General features: G+C 37.3%; 20 protein-coding genes, 1 pseudogene and 1 other annotated feature. Of the genes and pseudogenes, 3 read left to right on the top strand and 18 right to left on the bottom strand.

Annotated features, from left to right (window positions below; translation table 11 throughout):
* Positions 1–73: 73 nt before the first annotated feature.
* Complete coding sequence (locus PZE06_RS14840) at positions 74–1,303, bottom strand: serpin family protein (protein WP_150916764.1); 1,230 nt, start codon at positions 1,301–1,303, stop codon at positions 74–76.
* Positions 1,304–1,490: 187 nt separating this feature from the next.
* Between PZE06_RS14840 and PZE06_RS14835 the strand changes: the two genes are divergently transcribed.
* The gene (locus PZE06_RS14835; protein WP_191963239.1) at positions 1,491–1,640 is read left to right on the top strand and encodes a hypothetical protein; all 150 of its coding nucleotides are present in this window, start codon (positions 1,491–1,493) and stop codon (positions 1,638–1,640) included.
* Between the two features lie 512 nt (positions 1,641–2,152).
* Here PZE06_RS14835 and PZE06_RS14830 read toward each other — a convergent pair.
* The 3 genes from PZE06_RS14830 to PZE06_RS14820 form a co-directional block, all read right to left on the bottom strand.
* Positions 2,153–2,536 carry a VOC family protein gene (locus PZE06_RS14830; RefSeq protein ID WP_150916761.1) on the bottom strand — a complete coding sequence of 128 codons (384 nt, stop codon included), beginning with the start codon at positions 2,534–2,536 and terminating at the stop codon, positions 2,153–2,155.
* A 172-nt stretch (positions 2,537–2,708) separates the two neighbouring features.
* Complete coding sequence (locus PZE06_RS14825) at positions 2,709–4,403, bottom strand: methyl-accepting chemotaxis protein (RefSeq protein ID WP_150916758.1); 1,695 nt, start codon at positions 4,401–4,403, stop codon at positions 2,709–2,711.
* Between the two features lie 522 nt (positions 4,404–4,925).
* Positions 4,926–6,080 (bottom strand): alpha/beta hydrolase, encoded by a 1,155-nt coding sequence (locus PZE06_RS14820; RefSeq protein WP_191963240.1) that lies wholly within the window; start codon positions 6,078–6,080, stop codon positions 4,926–4,928.
* Between the two features lie 439 nt (positions 6,081–6,519).
* Here PZE06_RS14820 and PZE06_RS14815 point away from each other — a divergent pair, with 439 nt between their 5' ends.
* A complete protein-coding gene (locus tag PZE06_RS14815; protein ID WP_150916755.1) occupies positions 6,520–7,617 on the top strand; it encodes an ABC transporter ATP-binding protein in 1,098 nt (365 codons plus the stop codon).
* 208 nt (positions 7,618–7,825) lie between these two features.
* Here the strand turns inward: PZE06_RS14815 and PZE06_RS14810 are convergent, their stop codons facing one another.
* The 4 genes from PZE06_RS14810 to PZE06_RS14795 all read right to left on the bottom strand — a co-directional run bounded on the left by PZE06_RS14810 (position 7,826) and on the right by PZE06_RS14795 (position 11,927).
* Entirely contained in the window at positions 7,826–8,656 is an 831-nt protein-coding gene (locus tag PZE06_RS14810) for an energy-coupling factor transporter transmembrane component T family protein (RefSeq protein WP_150916753.1), read from the bottom strand.
* Positions 8,647–10,359 carry an ABC transporter ATP-binding protein gene (locus tag PZE06_RS14805; protein ID WP_150916751.1) on the bottom strand — a complete coding sequence of 571 codons (1,713 nt, stop codon included), beginning with the start codon at positions 10,357–10,359 and terminating at the stop codon, positions 8,647–8,649. The genes PZE06_RS14810 and PZE06_RS14805 overlap by 10 nt, the downstream gene beginning before the upstream one ends.
* A gap of 32 nt (positions 10,360–10,391) precedes the next feature.
* Entirely contained in the window at positions 10,392–10,949 is a 558-nt protein-coding gene (locus PZE06_RS14800; protein WP_150916748.1) for an ECF-type riboflavin transporter substrate-binding protein, read from the bottom strand.
* Between the two features lie 120 nt (positions 10,950–11,069).
* Positions 11,070–11,927 (bottom strand): SAM hydrolase/SAM-dependent halogenase family protein, encoded by an 858-nt coding sequence (locus PZE06_RS14795; RefSeq protein WP_150916746.1) that lies wholly within the window; start codon positions 11,925–11,927, stop codon positions 11,070–11,072.
* A gap of 207 nt (positions 11,928–12,134) precedes the next feature.
* Positions 12,135–12,408, bottom strand: a binding site (T-box leader).
* Positions 12,409–12,572: 164 nt separating this feature from the next.
* Here PZE06_RS14795 and PZE06_RS14790 point away from each other — a divergent pair.
* A complete protein-coding gene (locus PZE06_RS14790) occupies positions 12,573–13,277 on the top strand; it encodes an Rv1352/Rv1906c domain-containing protein (protein WP_150916744.1) in 705 nt (234 codons plus the stop codon).
* A 41-nt stretch (positions 13,278–13,318) separates the two neighbouring features.
* Here the strand turns inward: PZE06_RS14790 and PZE06_RS14785 are convergent, their stop codons facing one another.
* From PZE06_RS14785 to PZE06_RS14740, 10 genes and pseudogenes are all read right to left on the bottom strand, one after another.
* A complete protein-coding gene (locus PZE06_RS14785) occupies positions 13,319–15,100 on the bottom strand; it encodes a methyl-accepting chemotaxis protein (RefSeq protein WP_191963241.1) in 1,782 nt (593 codons plus the stop codon).
* Between the two features lie 389 nt (positions 15,101–15,489).
* Positions 15,490–16,803 (bottom strand): 6-phospho-beta-glucosidase, encoded by a 1,314-nt coding sequence (locus PZE06_RS14780; protein WP_150916740.1) that lies wholly within the window; start codon positions 16,801–16,803, stop codon positions 15,490–15,492.
* 102 nt (positions 16,804–16,905) lie between these two features.
* Entirely contained in the window at positions 16,906–17,139 is a 234-nt protein-coding gene (locus tag PZE06_RS14775) for a hypothetical protein (protein ID WP_150916738.1), read from the bottom strand.
* Between the two features lie 21 nt (positions 17,140–17,160).
* Complete coding sequence (locus PZE06_RS14770; protein ID WP_150916736.1) at positions 17,161–18,507, bottom strand: PTS sugar transporter subunit IIC; 1,347 nt, start codon at positions 18,505–18,507, stop codon at positions 17,161–17,163.
* A 29-nt stretch (positions 18,508–18,536) separates the two neighbouring features.
* Entirely contained in the window at positions 18,537–18,839 is a 303-nt protein-coding gene (locus PZE06_RS14765) for a PTS sugar transporter subunit IIB (protein WP_150916734.1), read from the bottom strand.
* A 104-nt stretch (positions 18,840–18,943) separates the two neighbouring features.
* Positions 18,944–19,267, bottom strand: coding sequence for a PTS lactose/cellobiose transporter subunit IIA (locus PZE06_RS14760; RefSeq protein WP_150916732.1), 324 nt, complete (start codon positions 19,265–19,267; stop codon positions 18,944–18,946).
* 23 nt (positions 19,268–19,290) lie between these two features.
* Entirely contained in the window at positions 19,291–20,031 is a 741-nt protein-coding gene (chbG, locus tag PZE06_RS14755) for a chitin disaccharide deacetylase (protein WP_150916730.1), read from the bottom strand.
* Positions 20,032–20,146: 115 nt separating this feature from the next.
* Positions 20,147–22,078 carry a BglG family transcription antiterminator gene (locus PZE06_RS14750; protein ID WP_150916728.1) on the bottom strand — a complete coding sequence of 644 codons (1,932 nt, stop codon included), beginning with the start codon at positions 22,076–22,078 and terminating at the stop codon, positions 20,147–20,149.
* A 100-nt stretch (positions 22,079–22,178) separates the two neighbouring features.
* Positions 22,179–23,626, bottom strand: a pseudogene (locus PZE06_RS14745) (6-phospho-beta-glucosidase).
* Positions 23,627–23,814: 188 nt separating this feature from the next.
* Entirely contained in the window at positions 23,815–24,546 is a 732-nt protein-coding gene (locus PZE06_RS14740; RefSeq protein WP_150916726.1) for a MurR/RpiR family transcriptional regulator, read from the bottom strand.
* Positions 24,547–24,939 lie beyond the last annotated feature (393 nt).

Raw genomic sequence — 24,939 nt, 5'->3', positions numbered from 1 at the left:
CTTTCTAAAAAAAACGAATAGCATCGATTTTGATTTCTATTCAAAAGTCGATGCTATTTTTAATTTAATATGCTTATTCTCCTTCCTTTGGATTTGAGATAGCACCGATAAACAAAATTGTACCGGACTGTTCATCCGTCATGACTATCACAAATGGCCGATTCACCTCCATGTAGAATGGCTCGTCAGCAGTGACTTTCGCTGATTCCTCCATTGTTACTGAAGTTACCGCAGCCGCTTCCGCCCCTTCTTCATTCACGTTGAGAAATGTTTTCTGCTTTACCTCACTAATTGCCACAGAAGAAGCACCTTCGAACATGTTTGAGAAATTTGCATCATCATTAAACGCTGAGGGCATTCCAAGAGCGATTAACGCATCATTTAACAGTGTTTCATATTCTATTTGAAACTTCGGGAGGATCATCGTTCCTTCCTTTTTTTGAAAGTGAGAATTCCACTTTATCCAATTATCATATGAGAATATTTGTTCAAGCTCTTCTAAACTGGAGCTTTCTCTCGGCAAGAATATTTTCATACTCATTTCTCCATCGCCGTAAGGAAGAGACACTGCTTGAAAATCCTCGTTCTCCATGTAGGGTAATTCTTCATTAAGAGACATTGCAGGAAGCTCATTAATAGTCTCACCATCGCTATAAAACGGACGATTCTCTGTTTGATTCTTATTAAAACCATACTTCCATTCACCATGAAAATAAATGGCGTTAATAAGCATCGCCACTAATGACGGATTCAATTGATCCGAAACAATTTTTTCTATTTTTTTATTTGTGTTTTCCTTAACCCAATTGTTAATCTTCTTAGCTGATTTAGGCGCAGAAGGATCAATTTCTTCGATCATGGCATTATAGTAATCTTGATTATTTTGAGCAAAATCAGCTTGAAACTGATAAGCCTCATTTAGCCATATTGAATTGGCCACATTCAATTGAATTTTCTTGGAGTCCTTTTGCAGCATCGATGCCATAGATGCATTAGCCTGATTCAACTTCTCTGCATCTATTCCTTTACTATTTAAAACATTGGTCATTTCATCTTTCGTTACACCATCTGCTCCATTAAAAACCATTGATAATGCCATAAATAAACTAATAGGTGAAATCAAAATATTTCCATCATCATTTGGTTTCACCTTAGAGAATAATTCAAACCCTAATTGATTATTAGGTGCAACGATTTCCTGATAGTCATCTTTTCGAAAATCTGCGTTACTAGTCTCTTTCCCACAGCTTGTTGTCAATATTAAAAGAGTAATCAAAATACTAAGCATGTTTAACTTTTTCAAGCTATTCACCACGCGATCTGTTTATTGCATTAGACTGTAAAAAGGAAGGATTCGTTACGCGTTCATCTCTGTTAAATAGTACTGGTTGATGAATAGAAAACGAATTTTTAAAAGAGTATATAACTGAAGATGAATTCATGCTTAAATCCTTTACAACAAATTGATTTTAAGAAAGGAGGTGTTCCCATTGGCTAACAACATAAATAAACCTCAAACGAAACAAGTGAAAGAGTTTAACAAAGAAGGATCAAAGTATCATCAAGAACATGCAGGAAATGTGGAAGGATATGGAGAGCCGCATCCTGTGGATGGCAAAACAACTAAAAATAAAAAATAATTCGTTATGGTTGAAGAGTGAATGATCTCCCATTCGCTCTTTTTCAGCTTTTGGTGTCGCTTCATTTTATAGTCCGGCTCCATCATTTCTCTCTATCAGTGACAACCTATTGTTTAAGTACTTTTGGCTAGTCGAGTAGCCATTGTGTATTGTCATCACGACAATTGATAAAGAACAAAAAATCGTGTGTATTACTTAAACGAAGGTGAATTCCGGAAAAATCGTGATTAATTCCGGAAAAAGCAGACGTATTTCCGGAAAAATTGCCTTAATTCCGGAATTTTACCCTACAATTCCAGAAAACAGCTCAAAAGCGTGGAGCAAGCTTTGTCCTGCGAGGATGAATCAAAGGAGATTTCTTTTTTACTCAACGTCGGATAAACAATACAGCACCCGTTCTTGCAATAAAGAAAACTTGCGCCTGTAAATATCCAAGTGCCGGTACATGAAGTTTGTTAGACTCTTGTTCCAATTCATGCTAAACGAAGATGGACCCATTAAAAAATGAAGCTTCACGCTAAATTCACATCTTGCTGTACACAGAATCTATTTCCCCATAAATCATGGAAGTGTAAAAACAGGTTTCCAAGTCCATCATCAATGATATCCTCCACGTATACATGATGTACTTTCAAGTGCTCGTATAGTTTTTCAATATCAGAAGCTTGAAACGCTATGACATTGTGCTCCCTCCCGTTTTTCATAAAATTTGCATTCGTACCTTCATCACTCGTTTCATTTAAAAATATCATCTGACCTGAAGGAAGATTTAACTGTGCCAGCCCCTCCTCCTTTGAATACCAGACCAGCTGCAAACCAAGAACCTCTTTATACCATGAAATGGACCTCTCCATATTTCTGACAGGTATTTCATTAAATAATATTTTTTCGAGCATCGCCTTGCCTCCCCTATATAAATAAAAAATTACAGTGATGAACAAATAAATACGATAAAATTCAATAATACATATTTAGTTTAAAATTAATTTTCTCAATATTCAATCTGAAAAATATGCAAGAAACCTCCTTTCCTTATAATTGGATCGGAGGTTTCTAACATATTTACTTTTATAATTTAAATTGCTTAATTAAATCTTGAAGATTTTCAGCTAAGTAAGCTAAGGAATGGGCTGATGATGCAATTTCCTCCATCGCTGCAAGCTGTTCTTCCGTCGCTGCTGTCACTGATTGTGTACTTGAAGCAGCCTCTTGTGAAACCCCTTGTACTTCCACAATCGATGTATAGACATGATCTGTTCCTGTTAGGAGCTCTTTAATTAGTTCCGATACTTGATTGATTTGCGGAACAACACCGTTAATAGCTGTCTCGATTTGCGTGAATGTCTTGCCAGCTTCTCCTACAACGGCAATCCCTTCTTTAACTTCAACAGTAGTATTATTAACCGTATCCATTGTTTCTTCAGTATCTCTTTGAATTTGTGCAACCAACATAGAAATTTGTTCTGCAGAGTTTGCAGATTCCTCTGCGAGCTTTCTTACCTCGTCAGCAACAACCGCAAACCCTTTTCCATGTTCACCAGCTCTTGCAGCCTCAATCGCGGCATTTAATGCTAGTAAATTTGTTTGTGCTGCGATATTAGTAATAACCTCTATAATATTGCCAATCTCTTTTGAACGTGCAGATAATACATTAAAAGACTCAACAAGTGAAGTCACCTTATTATCAATGAAATTCATCTGTTCATTTACTTCGGTAATTACTTTTCTTCCATCTCCAGACATTTGCGCAGCTTGATGGACTGTTTTAGATACTTCTTGTGTATTTTCATAAATTTGCTGAGTGCTATTATTTATTTGATTGATAACGCCTGTACTTTCTTCAATGTGTTTAACCTGATCCTCAGCTCCTACAGCTAGCTCTTGAATCGTTTCTGAAATATGCTCACTTGATCTTGTACTTTGCTCAGCGCTTGCACTCAATTCTTCGGAAGATGCGGCAACCTGTTCAGAAGTTTCTCCCACAGTGCGAATAACCTTATTCACACCTGCAATCATGTTATTAAAGGATTGATTCAACATGCCAATCTCATCTTTTGAATCATAACGACCGACCACGGTAAAATCACCCTTTTCAGCTAGTCCTAATAATTCTTGTATGTTCTTGATCGGCCTTGTAATTAATCCAGCAATTAACACACCACCAATAGCAGTAATCAATATAGAAATAATGATTACGATAATTACTGTTACTGTAGCTTGATCCGCATTGGACACTGCTTGTTCGTAGGTTGCTTTTGCATTAGACGAATTTAAAGTTATAACTTCATCTATAAGTTCATTCAATTCTACTCTTTTATTTTCAATTTCTTGTTGAAACAACTGATACGCCTGCTCATTTTTATTTTCCATCGCTAAACTTTTTACATATTCTCTCGCAATATTCAGATCTGCATTAAGCGTAACTAACTCATCAAAATGCGACCTTATTTCAGGTATTAGTTGCATGGAAGATAATTCGTCTACTACTATTTGCGAATTTTTGATCGATGCATCAATGTTTTCGTTTAAATATTGATTTCGTGCAGTATCCTCCGTTATTAACAGCTCTAATAAATAGGTGTTGATTGCTCTGTTATTGACATTGATTCCGCTAAACAACTCACTCGGAACCAACTGCTGCTCATAAATTTCAACCGAACTTTTGGCAGTATCAGCTAATCTACTAATGCTAACATAAGAAATAACAAGGACGGAAATAGCAAAAAATAAAATAAGACAAAGTAATTTGTGTAATACTTTCATATTTTTAAAAATTTCATCGCTGTTCTCCCTACAAATAATTTAATTTTGAATGCATTAATGACCCATTCCTATTGATAAATAGAATGGGCCATTTTATTAAAAATCTTTTCCATTTTTATTACTTTTTTTCGCTATCTTTCCCTTTCGCCCAATCCTAAAAAAAACGTAAATACTAGAGCGAAATACCTATCGATTCTCCCCTTTCATACAAATCTTGTCTACAATTTTTTTGATGTGTAAGCAAATATTATCACAGTTAAAATGAGTTTAATAGTTTTATTTTTTTCTAATTAGAAAATTATTTCGATTCAGTTTCACAATGAACAAATACCCATTAAAAACACAAAGGGGCATGCTACAATTTAAGCTGTAGAAAACAGATTCTATCAGCATAATGGTAAATTTCCACTCTGTTAATTGCAGGGAAAATCGTCATAAAAACAATCCTATCTTTGTTGCGAAGGAATCCTCCGATTGGAAACCTTCTTACTTGTGTACTTATTACGATAGAATTTATTCTATTTATTGGAGTGTTTCATGAAAAAACTCTAACGTCATCTTATTAATCTTTTTATGTTGCATTCTCCCTGTCATCCCTACCCAAGACGTAATAGGTGATAGTAACGGAAAGTCACTAAAATCTAAATGCAGGGCTCCCTCCAGTGAAATAACATTTTCTTTTCCGCTGATCTTTTCAACTTTCTGATAGTAGTCTTCCAAATACTCTTTATCATCGATATAATTTGCCACTCGTTCTGTATCACTCATAAGCGTTAAAAAAGGCTGTTCTACTCCCAATTCATCCGCTTTCCCATATGGAAATCCATCCATATTGATTCCTGAACGAAACCGATCATCAACCGCTAATGTGTGACTTGCGGTTGCTCCACCAAATGAATGTCCAAAATATCCTACTTTCCTCAAATCTATCTGACCTATAAACTGCTCTTGTTGAAGATCAATATCGCCTTCTGCAACTTGTTCCAGCCAATTCAACACACTTCTTGCGTCCTCACTCCATTCAAAAATATACGGATCCATGATCTCTCCACTCTCGCTAAACTCTATATTTGCCAATCCCGGTTTTGTACCATCAGGAAAAACGGTTCCAGGTGAGTAATAGGTATGATCAATTCCGACTACTATATAGCCATGACTTGCAAGCTCAATAACTTGAAATTGATTTTGGCTTCTGTTACTTCCTAGTCCATGCGAAAAAAAGATAAGTGGATATGGTTGGTCTCGGTCTAAGAGGTCTGCTTCTTTATATGCTGGAGTTTTTTGCTTTGCAAATGATTGTAATAAAAATCCCGGTATGCCATTACTTTCAGCAAATTCTTTCATAAATAATGAAGGATGCTCATGGTAAGGTGCTTTACTTGTATTATTTACATCTTCAGTTGGGTACCATAGCTGGACCATGATCCTACGTGATTGTTCGATATTAGACCACCGTTCATCTCGTGTATGATCCACTACTTCGTAGGAATGTGTGCCCACTTTATAAGCTCCACTTGGTTCAGCAATGGTATACCATGGAAATAAGTATCCTGGTAACACGAGAGCAAATACTAGCAATAATGCTGTCAGTATGACCTTTCTTAAATTGCGGACCTTGTGGTGTATCTTCGTAAGCAAGATGGTAAAAGCGATAGTAAATAGATACAAAGGTATCATCGGCCAACGCCAGCCGGATATCCATATTTGTAAGATGATCATCATCCATTGCAAAATAAGTAATATTTTCAAAACGTTCTGATTTTTAATCACCCAAAAACATAGTTGTCACCATAATGACGGAAAATAATAATTCCAATAAAGTCAAGAAAACACCTCAATTCTAGTTTTCGTATTTATTCTTATAATTAAGATAACAATATTGTTAATAATTCGGAAAGCTATATTTTTATTAAATTAGATCAAACGTTTGTTTAGAATATAAGATGTTATTAATTTTATTAGATTTTTATAACTTTTTAGGATAGCCAACTTCACTCTATCAGCACTTTGCCTAAAAAGCTCTCCTTATTTTTGTGCAAGATGCCATTGTCCATATGTAAAGCTAACGCTAGACTATTATTGTAAGCCTTTTCAAAACAAAAGGGAGGTCATAAGGATGGCTCAATTAAAATTAGATCATGTTTATAAAATATACGACAATAAAGTTACTGCGGTGGAGGACTTCAATTTACAGATTGAAGATAAAGAATTCATCGTATTTGTTGGCCCGTCTGGATGTGGAAAATCGACAACATTACGAATGATTGCAGGACTTGAGGAAATTTCTAAAGGCGATCTTTACATCGACGAGAAACGGGTTAACGACGTACCACCAAAGGACAGAGATATTGCGATGGTATTCCAAAACTATGCCCTCTACCCGCATATGACCGTGTACGATAATATGGCTTTTGGATTAAAGCTGAGAAAGTTTTCTAAGAAGGAAATTGATGAGCGGGTCAAGGAAGCGGCGAAAATATTAGGATTAGAATCTTACTTAACTCGTAAACCAAAGGCTCTCTCTGGTGGTCAACGTCAGCGTGTAGCACTTGGTCGTGCCATTGTTCGTGATGCGAAGGTCTTCTTAATGGATGAACCTTTGTCCAATCTTGATGCCAAACTTCGTGTGCAAATGCGTGCAGAAATCGTTAAACTTCATCGCCGATTAGAAACAACAACGATCTATGTTACCCACGATCAAACCGAAGCGATGACGATGGCAAGCCGCCTAGTTGTTATGAAGGATGGCATAATTCAGCAGGTTGGAGCTCCGAAAGAAGTATACGAGAACCCTGAAAATATCTTTGTAGGCGGTTTTATCGGTTCTCCTTCCATGAACTTTTTCAATGGAAAAATTGAAGAAGGCAAATTTGTAACTGGCAGTACAGCAATAGATATTCCTGAAGGGAAAATGAAAATGTTGCGCAGTCAAGGATATGTCGGGAAAGAAGTCATCCTGGGAATCAGACCAGAGGATATTCATGATGAGCAGTTATTTATTGAGGCCTCGCAAGGATCTAAACTTCAAGTAAAAGTTGATGTGGCCGAGCTTACAGGTGCTGAAACGATGATCTATTCTTCTCTGGAGGATCAGGACTTTGTTGCCCGCATCGATTCGCGTAGCCAGATTGCTCCAGGTGAAACCATCGATATCGCATTTGATATGAATAAAGTACATTTCTTTGACAAGGAAACAGAAATGAGAATTCGCTAGCATACCAAAAGCAAGCAGAGCGTAGGCAAAGTCAACAATAACAGATAGCCGTTTCCTTTGAGACGGAATGAAAACATGTATCTTTCGAGAAACAGAGTTCCTATAATCGGTAATGAGCGCCGGGTAAGGCGAAGCAATAAGAAAGTCAAGTGTTTGTAGACAGTCTAAAAGGAGAACCTTTTCACATGAAAAGGTTCTCCTTTTATCGTTATTGAAATGGATTGTAAAAACGATTCCCATCATGAAATGTAATGATAAGACTCGCAACTAAAATCAGAATAAAGCACGTTATGACAAAATAATCACTCTTTTGAAAAGGTCGGGAGCTGTACCACGTTCTTTTTTTGTTTTTCCCAAAACCGCGAAGTTCCATCGCATTGCTAATGGTTTCAATTTTATCTAAGCTAGATAAAATGAGCGGAATAATGATAGAGGCGGCATTCTTCACACGCTTTGGCAGCTTTTCCTTATTCGACATATCCAGTCCTCGGGCCTGTTGGGCCAGAGCGATATTACGAAAATCTCTTTGCACATCTGGAATATAACGAAGTGCCAAAGAAACTGCATAAGATATTCGATAGCTAATTCCAATCTTATTTAATGAAGCAGCAAATTCACTTGGATGTGTCGTTACAATAAAGAGTAATGCCACAGGGGCAACTGTAAAGTATTTTAAGGTAATATTAAATTGATAAAAAATCTGTTCCAGCGTTACATTGTATCTCCCTGCTATTTCAAACAAAACATGGCTTGTACCATAAATCTTGACTCCTTCTTGAGGAGAAAACCCATAAATCGCCACATTATTCAGCAGCAAAAAAATGAAAATAAAAATGAGAACAAAGGAAACCTCCTTAATCTCTATCTTTGAAACAATGAAAATCCAAATGCTCATGAGAAACAAAAAAATAAGGATGCGGGTATCATAAGTAAGCATTGCCGCCGTAGACCAGAGGATAAAGCATAGGAGCTTTGTAACACCAGTTAAGCGATGCACCGCCGTATTTCTTTCAATATATGAGAGCATTTCTACTGCCATTTCCCTCGCTCCTCCCTATCAAAGACAATGAAGCGTTCCACAAACTCCTTTGGATCCTCTATGCCGATGCGCTCTGCTAACTCAAATAAGGATGTTTCATTTAAATTAGCTTGTTTAATAAGTTCTCTATTCGTCAACACAGCCGCTGCAGAATCGTCAGCAATGATTTGTCCATCTGTAATGACAATAGCTCTCGGTGTGTACTCAAGCATAATATGCATATCATGAGTAACCATGAGAATCGTCATTCCTTGCCGATTTAATTCAACTAAGAACTCCATAATCTCTGTATAATGGCGAAGATCCTGTCCAGCAGTTGGTTCATCAAGAATGAGGATTTCCGGCTCTAAAACAAGAATCGAGGCAATGGTGACTCGTTTTTTTTGCCCAAAGCTTAAAGCTGAAATCGGCCAGTTTCGAAACGGATAAAGGCCGCAAACTTTCAGTGTTTTTTCCACTCTCTCTTTAATTTCGTTTTCCGGGACACCACGAATTGTTAATCCTAAAGCAACCTCATCGAATATCATATTTTTTGAAATCATATGATTGGGGTTTTGCATCACCATGCCAATTCTAAGAGCTCTCTCTTTAATCGAGTCCCCAGTCACCTCTTGACCATGAAACATAATTTTCCCTGACTGAGGCCTTTCAAATCCACAAATCAGCTTCGAAAGAGTTGATTTCCCTGCTCCATTCTTACCAATGATGCTGACCATTTCACCTTTTTGGATGGAAAAAGAAAGGTCTCGAATGATTTCCTGATCACCGTGATATGAAAAAGACAGGTGTTCAACTTCTAGTACAGGTGGGCTGCTTTTTGTCCGCCCTTCTCTTTCCACGTTTTCATACCATGCTATCAGCTGTTCTTGACAATCTTTTAAAGCAAATGTACGCAATTGGGAAGGACGCATCTCTGCTGTCAATGAACACCCAGCGTATTTTGCTGCTTTCACATATAATGGTTCTCGAATATGATGCTGTTCTAAAATTGAACCTGCCAATATTGTATCCGGGTGCTCATCAGCAATGATTCTCCCCTCATCTATAACGATAATGCGATCAACATTTCGGTGTAAAACATCTTCTAAGCGATGCTCAATAATGATGATCGTTTTATTCATCTGCTCATGAATCTGATCAATGAGTTCAATGGCTGATTTCCCTGTCGTCGGATCAAGATTTGCTAACGGCTCATCAAATAATAAAATATCCACTTGGTCAACCATCACTCCTGCTAATGAGACCCTCTGCTTTTGTCCGCCAGACAAATGATGGACTGACGATTGCAAGCGTTTTTCCATATCGACCATTTTCGCAATATCATCGACCATTTCCACCATTTCAGATTGGTCAACACAATCATTTTCTAACGAAAAGGCAATGTCCTCCCCAACTGTTAAGCCAATGAATTGACCATCTGGATCCTGCAGAACAGTTCCAACCATTTTGGATAAAGTAAAAATATCTAAGTCCCTTGCTTCTTGCCCCATAATCGCAAGGCTCCCAGTCACTTCACCTTTATATGAAAAAGGAACCAATCCATTGAGGCACTGACCAATCGTACTTTTCCCGGACCCAGAAGGTCCGACAATCAATACTTTTTCCCCTTCATAAATAGTAAGGTTCAGATTATGCAGCGTGGGCTCTATCTGGCTGTTGTATTTAAAGCTATAATTGCTAAATTTAATGACTGGTTTTTTCATCTTCTTAATCGAATCCTCTCGAAAAAAACTCCTTATAATTCCTTATGCAAGCTGTTGCTTTGGCTGCGCGTTTTGGCATAGGCGAATAGCAAAATAGTTCCTAATACCCCTACCGTAACAATGTTAGATAATCCTGCAAATATACCTTGTGCGAATACTTTATTGGCCGGCTCGGCATAAATAAGAATGTCTAACGCCGGGGCAATTAAAAACCAACCAATTCCTTGAGCCACTACTTGAATAACATTGAATGTAATGACTTTTTTTACGGTAAAACCACCTGCTTCAATGTTTATATTTTTCGCAAACAGACCAATCACCGCTCCTACAAATAAGGAAACAATAACCCAGCTCCACCACACTGACCCATAGGAGATCGCATCATTAAGAGCGTGACCGATAAAACCAATTAACCCTCCTGCAATCGGCCCAAAGACTACAGCCATTAACGCTAAAAATGCATAAGAGGTTTGGATTGAAGTATTCGGAATCGGAGAAGGAATGGAAGCAAATTTGGCTAAAATCATAAATAGTGCAGCTCCAATTCCAATAGCTACGATCGTTTTAATGGATAAATAATTTCTTTTCAATATGTCCAGCTCCTTATCTTTTGAATATTACAATTACTAATTATAAACTCTTTTCTAAATATTTGTTATAGTTTCCCGCATATTCACAAATGAATTATCGTTAATCGTTCGGAAATACGATTAATTATAACTTATATTCTGAACTTTTCGTATCGAAATTGTCCAATTGACCCCTGTTTCTACATGATATGCTTTTGCAAAAGAACCTTGGTTTAGAGCAACGCCTATATTATCTAGAGAATTAACATATAAAAGCGGTTCTCCTAAATGGCTGTCTGCAAAAGAACGGCCAAAAGTCATAATATTCTTATAAACCTGACGTGTATCATTTTCTATCGTCACTTCAAAGGAATCACCATAAACGACATCTAATTGTTTAAAAAGTTCTCTCTCGATATTGGTCCATAAGTTTCCAAAACGAACATCAAGAATATCAATGCTGCCACTCACGCCCCCTTTAATTAACTTTGCTTCAGATACTGGCAATTCAATAATTGAATCAACCTCTACCTCAGGACCAACTTGTTCGTACGTGATGATTCCTGTTGCCAACCTTGCACCCGTAAATGCATATACATCACGGCCATGGAATGTATATGATTCGCCAGATTTTGGAAGTCGATTTACCTTCTCATCAATAATTCTTGCTTCAACAATTCCTATTTCCTTCTTAATTTGCGTCAATGTACCATTATCAGGAGTGACAATATAGTGATTGGTCGCTGTTTTCACCACGACACTCCTTCGTTCAGAACCAACACCAGGATCTACAACAGATACGAAAACGGTCCCCTCCGGCCAATAAGAAATCGTTTGATAAAGGCGATAAGCCCCTTCCCAAATATTGTATTGAGGGATGTCATGAGTTAAATCAAATATTCGTATAGCTGGATGAACGGATAACGCAACTCCATACATCGCGCTCACAGCACCGTCACTTATCCCAAAATCGGTTTGTAGCACTAAATAGTTATTCACAATAATTCCTCCCTATTAGAGAAATGGAAGTGCCTTGCTCATCGCCGTGCAAACTGGAAGACTTTCCGACTAAAGATAAAAGTTGACTTATCGTAAAGAGGCGCTATGCAGCTTGCTAGGCGATAGGCGTTGGAGCTAGACCATTCTCTAAATTAAAAATTTAATGTTTTGCAAAGAAATAAAAAAACACGTCTCTATCCATCACTGGATAAGGACGTGTTTATCATTCACGTGGTACCACCTTACTTCACTGTTTGCTCACACAAAACAGCCTCAACGAGTACATGGGCATTCTTCTCCCAGATACTGTGGTATTGATAACGAGTACCAAATCTCGTCGGAACCTACTAATATCAAATGTGATATGTTCAGCACGAAACTCAGAGGCCATTGTTCAGATTCGAATTTTTGCTTCTTTTCAGCTACCGAAGCTCTCTGTGTAAAATTGCTAAATCCTACTTTTTCTCTTCATCGTCTTTCATTTCTTAAATTTCAATTAATTTTAAAATTGATTATAGAGCATTCCTTTCGAGAGCGCAAGAAGAATTTTTTAATTATTTTTTGGGTGGGTAATTCTTGTCCATAAAACTCATAATAATGCTGATTCTCTTTTTTTAAAACTTAAAATGTAAAGGAGAGTTATTCATGGCAAAAGATAAAGTGAGAAAACCTGTTTATAAAAAATGGTGGTTTTGGTTATTAGCAATCATTATCATCATTGCCCTAACCCAATGTGGTGATGAGGAGGCAAATAATAACGAAACGTCCAACGAAAACGCGCAGACAGATGAAACGACAAACAATGGAGTTAAAGGGGAAGAAACGAACAATGAGCGTGATAACAAAGATTCGGCGGGGGAAGAAGAAACTGATACCAAAATCAATGCAGGGGTTTATAAAATCGGTTCCGATATTCCTGCCGGTGAGTATCTTGTCTTTGCCAATGGAGCCGGCTACATCGAGAGCGCATCTGATAGTACTGGACAATTGGAAAGCATTATTTTTAACGACAACTTGGCGAGCGGCGGTCACACTTATGTAACGTTAAACGAGGGGGAATATTTCAAGCTACAAGGTGCAGATATGTATCCAGTTGATTCAGCTCCATCAATTATTCCAGAAGACGGGCTCTATGAAAATGGAATGTTCAAGGTAGGGCAAGATATCCCCGCAGGTGAATATAAAGTAATTTTAGACAGTGCGATAGGGATGGGCTATTTAGAAGTTTCAAAAGACAGCAGGCACCAAATCGATAGTATTGTCACTAATGAAAACGTTCAATCGGATATGTATATTACGATTAGCGACGGACAATATGTTAAACTTCAAGATGTCCAAATCCAGAAGTAATATGAAAAGCTGGTGCCTTAAAACGCACCAGCTTTCCTCACTTATATTTTAAACTTCGCAAGTTCATTTTGCAGCGCTTCAGACATTTCGCTTAACGACTTGGCTGATTCGGAAATTTCCTCCATCGATGCAAGCTGCTCTCTGGAAGCTGTAACGATCATTTGAGTCCCTTCAGAACTTTGTGTTGCGATCGTTTGAACCTCTTGAACAGATGCTGATACCTCTTGTGTATTGGCTGACATCTGCTCAGAAATGGCAGAAACTTCATGTATTTGCTCTGCAACCCGAATTTCAGCATCTAAAATCTTTTTAAAAGCCTCACCTGCTTCATTGACATCCAATGTTCCTGCATGAACCTCTTTTACAACTCTCAACATTGACTGAATCGAATCATTTGTGTCTTCCTGCGTTTTCTCAATCAATTCTTTAATTTTCCCTGCTGACTCTTGCGATTGCTCCGCTAATTTTCTTACTTCATCTGCGACGACAGCGAAACCCTTCCCATGTTCACCTGCTCTTGCTGCTTCAATTGCTGCATTCAAAGCAAGTAAATTTGTTTGACTTGAAATATCAGTTATCGCTGTAACAATGTCACCAATTTGTTTCGATCTCTCCCCTAACTGTTTAATAATTGTAGAAGTCGACTCGACTGTTCCAGAGATTCGACTCATCTGTTCTACCGCTCGATCAATCTTTGCATTTCCATCTTTGGCAATATCAGTAGATTGCTGCGACATAGCTGCGACCTCTGAGGAGGACTCTGCGATTCTTTGAACACCGATGCTTACCTCTTCCATCGCTAGCGCACTGTTAGTCGCAACTTCTGCCGAAACTTCAGAGCCCTTGGCAACTTCATTAATATTATTAACAACATGCTCCGTGGCAGCCGTTGTTAGTTCAGCACTTGCCGACAATTCTTCCGATGATGCAGCTACTTGTTCAGTCACTTTTTGCACACTCTCTACCAAGCCCTTTAAACTTACAGACATCAAATTAACGGAAGTACTTAACTGTCCGATTTCATCGTTAGAGATTATTTTTAAATCATCGCCTGTGAAATCCCCTTTGGCAATTTGATTCATCTTATTGACAACATGATGAACGGGTCTCACAATATAATTAGCAAGGAACAGAGCAACTGCTACGCCAAGAACAATCGCGATAATCGTTAAAATAATCACAAAGCTATTCATGGCAATTCCTCGATTAAGCAACTCTTTGCCGCTTTTTTCGACCATTTTTTCCTTCTCGTTCACTCTCTCATCAAAGGAATCCATCAATTGCTGCCCGATCGGACCTACTTGATCATTGACGATTTTCAAAGCCAATTCACGCTCGCCTCTGTCATAAGCAGTGAACACTCGCTCCTGAATAAGCATGCCCCAGTTGTTACTTGCATATAGAAGCTGATCCAGCTCTTTGGAATTATCCATTTCCAATAGCTTTTCTTCTAACACCTTACTATTCCTAGTATATTCATCAAAAAGCTCTTTATCTTGGGTATCTCCAAATAAAAGGAATCCCCTCAACATCGCCATTCGATTGGCGATATTGTAACTCATTTGTGACTCATATGTAAGGGTCTGAACATCCTCTTGAATCGTTTTTTCTATTTGACGATTAAGGCTGTTTACATTAAAAAGAACACTCGCTCCTAAGATAATGAGCAATAATAAAACAACCCCATAACCAAGCAATATTTTCGTTTTTAAACCCTGTCCTTTTATGTTTATAAACGATAGCTTTTTTAAAGAAATACTTTTCAATCGAAAGTTTTTCTTCTGAGAACTTTTTAATTTCTTAAATTGAATTCTTTTTCTCATATACGAATCCTCCTCTGTTGATAGTGGCATCTTTGGCGAAATGTTTCGATATTTCTTTCTATAAGATTTTTCACATAATACTGTTTATCTTCGTTGCTTCTCTTATTTTTTGTTCTTTATTACTATTTTCATATACAAAAAATGTACATGAGTAGATTTTACTGTTTTAAAAGACCTATTTCCATAAAAACATTACGGTTTGCTTAAATTCAGAATAAGTGGTATATTTTAAAAATTTAAACACGCAAAAAAGAGCTTACACATTTCGTAAACTTGTAAGCTCTTTTTCTTTTAATTTTTAAAATCGTTATTGTAATATACCTACATGAAACAAGTCATAATGGCTGCTCATGAATAACTAGCACTAATTTAATTTCTTACCCCTTCACTTAAGCAAACTGTGGCAAATACTCTTTATGTGCCTCTAGCATTTCATCAACAATTGCTTTTGCTAATGTATCTGATGCAACTAGTGGATTAATCGTTAAAGCCAATACGGCTAAATGATAATCCCCAGTGACGGCCGCTTCTGCTGCAATTCGTTCGAAGGATTTAATTTGTTGAACAAGCCCCCTGACAGAGATAGGTAGATCACCCATCGCTATTGGTTTCGGTCCTTCTTTTGTAATAACTGCACTAATTTCAACTGCCGAATCATTAGGGATGCTGGCGATTGCTCCATTATTGATTGTATTGACAGGCTGAATATCCCGTTTATCATTATAAATGCTTGAAATAAGACGTATCGCAGCATCAGAATAGTAGGCCCCTCCCCTTTTTTCCAATTGAGGCGGTTTAATATTAAGCTCCGGATCTTTATAAAGCTCGAATAAATCCTGTTCCAGCGCCTTGACTACTTCTGCACGCGTTCCTTTTGTTTCAGCATCCTTCTTCGTTTTTTCGAACATTTCCTGTGATTTATAATAATAATTATGATATGGACATGGAATCGCATTTAACGCTTTTAAAAATTCAGGCTCCCAAGCAATACCTTGAATATTTTTCACAAAGCTGCTGTCGTCAAGCTCCGTTATCATTTTTATCACTTCACCTTTAACACTCTTTCCATCTAAATAAACTTCTAAGCCGTAGACCATATGATTCAGACCAGCGAAATCAATGCGTATTCGGGAATGATCCACCTCCAACAGTTTGGCAATAGCCATTTCCATCCCTATTGGTACATTACAAAGACCCACTACCTTCTTAATATTGGAATAGCGAAGCACCGCTTCCGTGATCATACCTGCGGGATTGGTAAAATTGATAAGCCAAGCATCTGGACATAACTCCTCCATATCTTTACAAATATCTAAAATAACAGGAATAGTTCTTAAGCCTTTAAACAAGCCGCCAGGACCGTTAGTTTCTTGGCCCAAAATGCCATATTTAAGCGGTATCCTTTCATCTTTTGCCCGCGCATCGAGCAGCCCGACACGGAATTGCGTAGTTACAAAGTCAGCATCTTTCATTGCTTTTTGTCGATCTAAAGTGAGATAGACCTCGATAGGAAGATCTGCCTTTTTCACCATTCTCTTAGCAAGATTTCCGACAATCTCTAGTTTTTCCTTCCCTTCCTCCACATCGACCAACCAAATTTCCGACACAGGTAATTCCTCATATCGTTTAATAAGACCCTCAATCAATTCCGGAGTATAGCTTGAACCTCCACCTATTGTTGCGATTTTCAACCCGTTTTTCACCTTATAATGCCTCCTCTATATGATATTAGTTTAGTATTTTCATCTTTTCTCATAAGGATAGGAGCCTGTTCAACCAAGACTCCTATATCTCGTAAACGATTTTTAAGATTTAACGGTAAAATATAAGGCACTTCCCATTGGAGAGCTCTTCAATAGCTCCTTCACATACTTAACGGATTCTTCTTGCGACAATTCAGTTTCTACAATGATATTCATATCAATCCTATTTAATTGAGATACCGTTATGTGTATCTTTTCATCACGATAGTGGTTAATAAAATCATATAAATACTTGATCTGTCCGCATGAAACTTGTAATGGATGTTGATTCAACAAGAAATCATTCCTTTCAGCAGTTTACATTGGAACATCTGAATCTTTGTTCGTTGTCTTAATGGTTGATTCCATCGCTTTATTTGCAGCCATAACGAATGGGATATAAATAAGTGTCGTAACTGCCAGACAAGCAAAGCCAAGAATTAGCGCTAACCAATTTCCGCCTGTTCCTAAGAAAGCAATTAATGGACCAGGAGTTGTCCATGGAACGGAATATGCAATTGGTGGAATAAGCTCAAAATGAATCGCTGTCCATCCAATAAAAATATTTACTGCTGGAGCTAAGATGAACGGAATAATTAAAATTGGATTTAAAACGACCGGCAATCCAAAGATGATTGGTTCATTTATATTGAATAAACCTGGTGCAACTGACAGTTTTCCAATATCCCGATATTCTTTCCTCCTTGAAACAAGGAAAATCGCAATGATCAAACCTAAGGTCATACCTGAACCACCATAATTAGCAAATGCATCATTGATTGCCCATGTTGTTGGGTAAGGGGCTCCCCAAGCTGTACCATTGGCAGCAACAAAATTTAAGTTTTCAATATTTGCTTCAGCAAACATCGCTTCCCGAATGGCTGCAATTGTATTTGGACCATGAATTCCAAAAATCCATAGCAAATTTGAAACAACTGCTAAAACAATTAAAGAAATGACGTTATCGCCAATGTTTTTCAATGGAGTTTGGAGCATTGCATAAATAAATTGGTGTAGCCCTTCTTCATAAAAAGCGTTGATCACCGCATTACCGATGGCAAAAACAAGCGTAATAATAACGATAGGGAATAATACCTTAAATGATCTTGCTACAGCCGGCGGCACTGATGGTGGCATTTTTATTTGCAATTTCTCCGATTTTGAAAGTCTACTAAAAAATTCACCAACTAATAGTCCAACTATTATGGCAACAAAGAGTCCTTGTGCTCCTACCCATTGTGTCGAAAGGTAATTTGCACCTTCTACATTCAAATAAGCAGGATAGATGATAAAGAATGTTGATAATCCCGTAATCCCAGATAATAGCTCATCTGCTTTTAATTCAATCGCAATATTTCTAGCAATCAAAAAAACGATAAACATCGAGAGGATGTTGGTGGAACCGTTTAATACTGGTGTGAACACTTGCTGGTAGTCTGCAAGATTAGGAAATAGCTTATGCAAAAAAAGGATTTTTGCAATAAAGCCGTCTGGAGCTAAAATAGCAAAGTTTAATAGCAAAACCAAAGAACCAGCTAACGTAATGGGAAAAGCTAAAATAAATGCATCACGAATCGCTACAACATGCCTTTGTGAATTTAACTTCGCTGCAATTGGGACAAGAAATCTTTCCATCCCTTTTTCAAATTTATCCATAACCCCCATAGTGATTCACTCCTTATTTTCTCTCATTATCAACTGATTAGTTCAAATGCTCTATTTAATACTTTTTCACCGTCCATCATGCCATATGCTCTCATATCGATTACTTCTACAGGAACCCTCCCCTTTACTAAAGAATCAACTTGGGCTTTTTGATACCTTACTTGAGGCCCTAATAACACCACATCTACCTCATCTACTACTGAACTTGCTTCTGAGATCGGCAATGCAAAGATGTCGATTTCCTCTCCCTTATTGGCTGCAGCCTCCTTCATTTTGTTTACTAAAAGACTAGTCGACATACCAGCTGCACAAACTAATAAAATTTTTTTCATCCTCATTCCTCCCTAAATTCTCCTTAATCCAAGAAAACGATTTCATTTTTACGCTGTTTTTTTAAAAAAATCACTCCTTTCAAGAATGCATGACTGCATCGGTATTATTCAGCCTTTTTGTAAATAAGCTTATACATATCAATCATTTCCTTTGCTAAATCCTTTACCGTGATTGAATTCATCAAATGATCTTGAGCATGTACCATCAATAATGATACCAATGAATGATTCCCTTTAACTTCTTCCTGAATGAGTGACGTTTGAATATGATGAGCTTGATTAATTGCTGCTTCAGATTCTTTTAATTTTACTTCTGCCCCAGCAATATCCCCACTTTTGGCGAAAGCAATCGCCTCCATTGCCAAGCTTCTCCCATCCCCTCCATGTAAAATAATTTGGAAAATAGTCTCCTCAGAAATAGTTGTCATTTTATTTTTCCTTTCCCTAATTATTAACTGTCGAGCCCTTTATAACTAACAAGTTGGATTCCATGATCTTTAATAAAAGAAAGTATTCTGCGGTCGGTTAAAATGTCCAATTCTTTTAATCTTTCCTTCGTATAAGAACTACCGATAATAAGTGCTGTATCGATGAATGCCGGGTGAGTCATAACCTCTACTGTTTTGTAATTCAATAAGCTCTCAAATAACATCAGCGTCCCTTCCACGGTTAGGTGATTCCCGTAGAACTCTCGACAAAAATATTCTATCGGCTGGAAATCCCGATCATCATTTCCACTAGCTCGAATAGGAAGATTATACTTTTGGGCTACTTTTCTAAAGATCGGATAAAATTTTTCTAGAGCATGGACATGATGGTGGGAATCAATATGCGTTGGCTTCAAACCATAGGAATAAAATAATTCCATTTGACTTATGAGTTCCTTCTCTACATCTTCAAGGGACGCAAACTTCTCGATCTCTGAAATAGAATGGAACGTTCCATCTCCTTTCACTAATGAGGTTACATCTGCTCTAATCGGTTTCCCACATGTTAAAACAAAGTGGATGCCGACCCCTAAATTCTCGAATTCCTTTGCCAGCTGTGCCCCATGCCTAGCTCCTTGCATATTTACCATTAAAGTGGCAGATGTAACAGCCCCATCTCTATGAGCCTCAATAATCCCATAGTTAACTGCCTTGGAATATCCAAAATCATCAGCATTTATGACCCATTTGCGCAACTTTATCATCTCCGGTTCGACTGCAAATCTTCATAGGATCCTATAATTCTATTCTATTATGAAAGCGTTTTATCTCTAGTTTTTGTTTTTCCGTTGGGCTCCGGAAAAGAATGGAACCATTTTATCAATCTGGCCATTTAGGGGCCTTTAACAAAGGGAGCATTTCTTCAAATGATTTGCTCGCGATTAACCTTTGAAGCATTGTCCGATTATCAATGATGGCAATTAATTTCTGATACATTTGATCCAAATCATTTCTTCCACCCTTTCGGATGTTTAAGAGGCAAACAAATTGGACCATTTGCCCCTTATGCCATTTAATCGGTCTTTTCAGCGTACAAATCGTCCAAAATGTTTCTTTCGTCACCGGAGTCATTGGATGAGGGATCGCCACTAATTCACCGAAACAAGTTGGAGCCAGCGCTTCTCTTTCCAGAACAAGATTAACGTAATCTGAAGAAACAAGACCTTGGACATACAACTGCTGACAAAGAAAATTGATCACTTCGAATTTATCCCTTAGATCTTGGTGAATAAATACTCTTTCCGGATGCAGATAGGATTCAACTTGATACATATCCTCCTTTAAAAAACAACTAATCTTTTGTTTATCAGCATCATCTAAAAAGGGATTTACTACTAGAACAGGCACTTGCATGGATTCTTGAATAGGAATTGTGCTAATGATTAGATCAATGGAAGCAAGATTATAAGATACTAAATTGTAATAATTAATCGTATCCACAATTTCAACTTCACGTTCGAAATGATTTTTCAACCGATAATAAAGCAGCTTTGCACTTCCCACACCGGATGCGCAAACAACAAGTACTCTTTTTAGTTCCTTTCTTCTTGTTTTCTTTCGTTCTAAAGCCACGCCAATATGAAGAGCAATATAAGCGATCTCATGCTCAATTACTTCTATTTTGATATGCTCTTCTATACATTTACTGGCTATGATTGCCCCATCAAATGCAATTGGATACTTCGTTTTGATTTCATTAAGAAGTGGATTTCTAATATTCATTTTATATTTCAAACGATTTATCGCTGGTCGAATATGCAAAGTGAGAGCTTGGATAAATTCAATATCATCGCTAAAATCCCAATTTAATTCGGCTTTAAGCCGTTCTAATATGGTTCGGACTATTCTTCCAACTTCATCGTATTCGCTTATTTCTTGCAATTCTTTTTCGTTAAGCAATTTTGTACCTAATAAATGGATGCTAATGTAATCCCTTTCAGTGTGCGGAAACGTAAGGCCAGTGAATCGCTCTACTTCCTGAAGTATTTCACTCGCAACCATCTTTTCAAATGGATATTGATTAATCGTTCCATCCTCAAACTGTTCAATAATCAAGCCTTCCTCCACTCTTCTACAGGCTATCGTTATATGAGTGGCTAAATTAGTTAGCGCTATATCCGAAATTTCAATATGATAATGGGCTAATTTGGCGATTAAACTTCTCTTTACCTTTTCATAAAGCTCCTCATTAAGAAACTGAAAGGAATCGCTGTCAACAAATAGATCATTACTACGATTCAATACCGCGTTTGATAAGCACTGTCTTTTCATATACTCATCGCCATCTACTTTCGTTCCATAATACGGACGGTTCATTAGCCTCAAATTGTACTTTTTTAAAATCTCACGAACAACTTTTAAATCGTTTTGAATAGTTGAAGGCGAAACAAATAACTCATCGGAAAACTTTTCTAACTTTATAAAGCTCTTCGTTAACAATAATTGTGTGAGCATATGATTGACCCTATTTTCCTGGTCAGCGTAATTCATTAAACTCGTATTTGATTCAGAAATGAGCTTACCAAAAGCTGTTAAGAATCTTTGCCGATCTATTATTTTGAGGATGTATCCTTTTCCTCTCAAGGACTGAATTTCAATACCTAGAACGCTTGATTCCTTTTGAATAAATTTAATATCGTTTCGCACAGTTCGATCACTAACGCCTATCTCTCTTGCTATCCATTCCGAGGTAATAGATTCATTTACTTTAGATAACACGGTGATGATATCTTTTTGACGTTTAGAAAACATCTTCTATTCCTCCTTATTTGGATGCTCAAAAATTAACGCTGAAAAATATATCGAATATTCAGTATTTTCACCATTGCATTCTTTCTCTTTTCGCTCCACATTATGACCCGAAATGCAATTGTTCCCCATTTGTTTTTATCACATGTTGATACCAATAAAACGACCTTTTCTTCCTTCTCTCCATCGTCCCGTTTCCAGCATTATCTTTATCAACATAAATAAATCCGTACCGTTTCTCCATTTCACCGGTGCCAAAACTTACGATATCAATACATCCCCATGGAGTGTATCCGATTATCTCCACACCATCGCGAGTGATTGCCTTCTTCATTTCTTCTATATGCTGTGTCAAATATTTTATGCGATACTGATCATCGATGGAGCCGTCCTCTGCAACAACATCCTTCGCACCCAAGCCATTTTCAACAATGAATAATGGTTTCTGATAGCGCTCGTATACAATATTTAGTGTATAACGCAGTCCCACAGGATCAATTTGCCATCCCCACTCACTCACTTGCAGATAAGGATTTCGAATCATATTGGCGAATTCCCCAGGTACATTCTTTTCCTCTACTTCACGGGAACTGACAACAGCGGACATATAATAGCTGAAGGCAATATAATCGACTGTTCCATCTAGTAAAATTGCTTCGTCCTCTGGAGAATACTGAATTTCATAGCCTTGATGCTCCCAATACCTTTTATGTAGGTAGGTATTTTCCCCCTAACATGAATATCACTGAAAAACCAGCGATTACGCATAGCTACAACCGATTCCATGACATCATTAGGGTGACAGGAATAAGGATAAATCGGAACATATGCCATCATACACCCCATTTGAAATTCCGGGTTAATCTCGCGAGCCAATTTAATCACTTTTGCACTTGCAATTAGCTCATGCAACGCTGCCTGATACATGATTTCTTCCCTGTTGTCCTCTTCTTGAAAAAGAATGCCAGAGTTCGTGAAAATATGTAGATCATGGGTTGTATCAGTTTGATTATTAATTTCATTGAATGTCATCCAGTACTTTACTTTATCTTTATATCTCTTCATGACAATCTCAGCAAATTTGACAAAGTAATCAATCACTTTCCGATTCCTAAAGCCCCCGTATTTTTTAACGAGATGATAAGGCATCTCAAAATGAGAAAGTGTAATAATTGGTTCGATTTGATACTTTCTTAGCTCAGTAAAGATATCGTCATAAAACTGCAATCCAATTTCATTAGGTTCCTCTTCGTCGCCTTTCGGAAAAATTCTTGACCAAGCTATTGAAGTACGAAAACTTTTAAATCCCATCTCCGCAAACAACCTAATATCTTCTTGATAATGGGAATAAAAATCGATAGCTTGATGACTAGGGTACTGGTATCCCGTCAATACACCGTCAGTAATCTCACGTGGAACGCCATTTCTTCCCGCCGTTATAACATCTGCAATACTAACCCCTTTTCCATCTTTATCCCAAGCTCCTTCCGCTTGATGGGCTGCGATCGCTCCACCCCATAGAAACCCTTTTGGAAAACCATTTGCTCTCATCACGTGTTCTCTCCTCTAGTTACAACCTGTAATCGCTTTAATTCATTATAAAAGGAAGCATCGGAGAGATCATTAAATCCCGTATCTAAAAAAACATGTTCCATCATATAAAAATTGTTCCATAAAAAAAACAAATAAGAATCGTCAGGGCTCAGCATTCGGTTAAATGATCATAATTAGGAAAGAACTTATTGTTGAAGCAATTTTTGAATTTTCCTTCCAATCATTTCTAAAATAAATACAACAGGAACTTGCGAAGTAATATTTAATTCATTTTGCACCATTATCAATGGCATATAATAAGCGATATTTAAATCAGATAGCTTCGCTAATGTACAGGTTTCATAATTTGTTATGCTAACAATCTTTGATGATTTGCGTTTAAAACGGCTGACCTGTCTTAGCGTCTCTTCTGTTTCTCCAGATACAGACAATACGATAGTGACGGATGAATCATAATAGCCGTCAGGTACAGGATAAAACGGGTCATCTAAATATTGAGCGAATTTTCCAATATTAGAGAAAAACCGTGCCCCATATTTACCTAATGAGCCACTGGATCCAACCCCAATAAATAAAACTCTATCTTTATTAACAATCATCTCCGCTGCGCGATCTAACAATTGATCAAATTCTTGATTATTGATCTTTTTAAAAAAATCAATCATTTGTGCCGCATCCTCAGTAGGCATGGCAACACCGTTGTTATCATTAAGCGTTTTTAGCTTAAATTTAAATTCAGTGAACCCATCACAATTCATTTTTTTACAAAATCGTAAAATCGTTGTCGTTGAAACATGCGTTTGTTCTGATAGATCGCGAATGCTCATATGGTAAACTTTATCTGCATTTGATATTACGTAATTATAGACAGCCAGTTCAAGCTCATTTAAACTGCGAATCTCCTGCAAAGAAAACATATGCTCCATCCTTTTAACGATATTTTAAACTGCTAGCTATAGAAACATTATCGCACTTCAATAATTCTTTTGTCACATATCCAATCATTTATTGAAATCGCTTTATTACACAATATCATTGAACCGTTTTTCAATATAAAAAAAGCTTCTGATTCCGAAGAGATGATGTGAGAAAACACTTTTTTATCGCTTCATGGAATCAGAGAGAAGATGAATCAAAAATCAACGGCAAGATACAACAAATCCATTTAAAAAAAGCTCCAAGGGGTACCGACCCCCAGAAGTTAGAGTAATAAATCTAACTTCTGGGGGTATTATTATGGCCAAATATAGTGAGGAATTTAAAATAAAGATTGTTACCGAATATTTGAATGGAAATCTTGGATACAAACG

The organism is Robertmurraya sp. DFI.2.37, assembly GCF_029211245.1.
Classification (GTDB): Bacteria; Bacillota; Bacilli; order Bacillales; family Cytobacillaceae; genus Robertmurraya; species Robertmurraya methanolica_A.
This window is presented reverse-complemented; position numbering and strand designations above follow the sequence as displayed.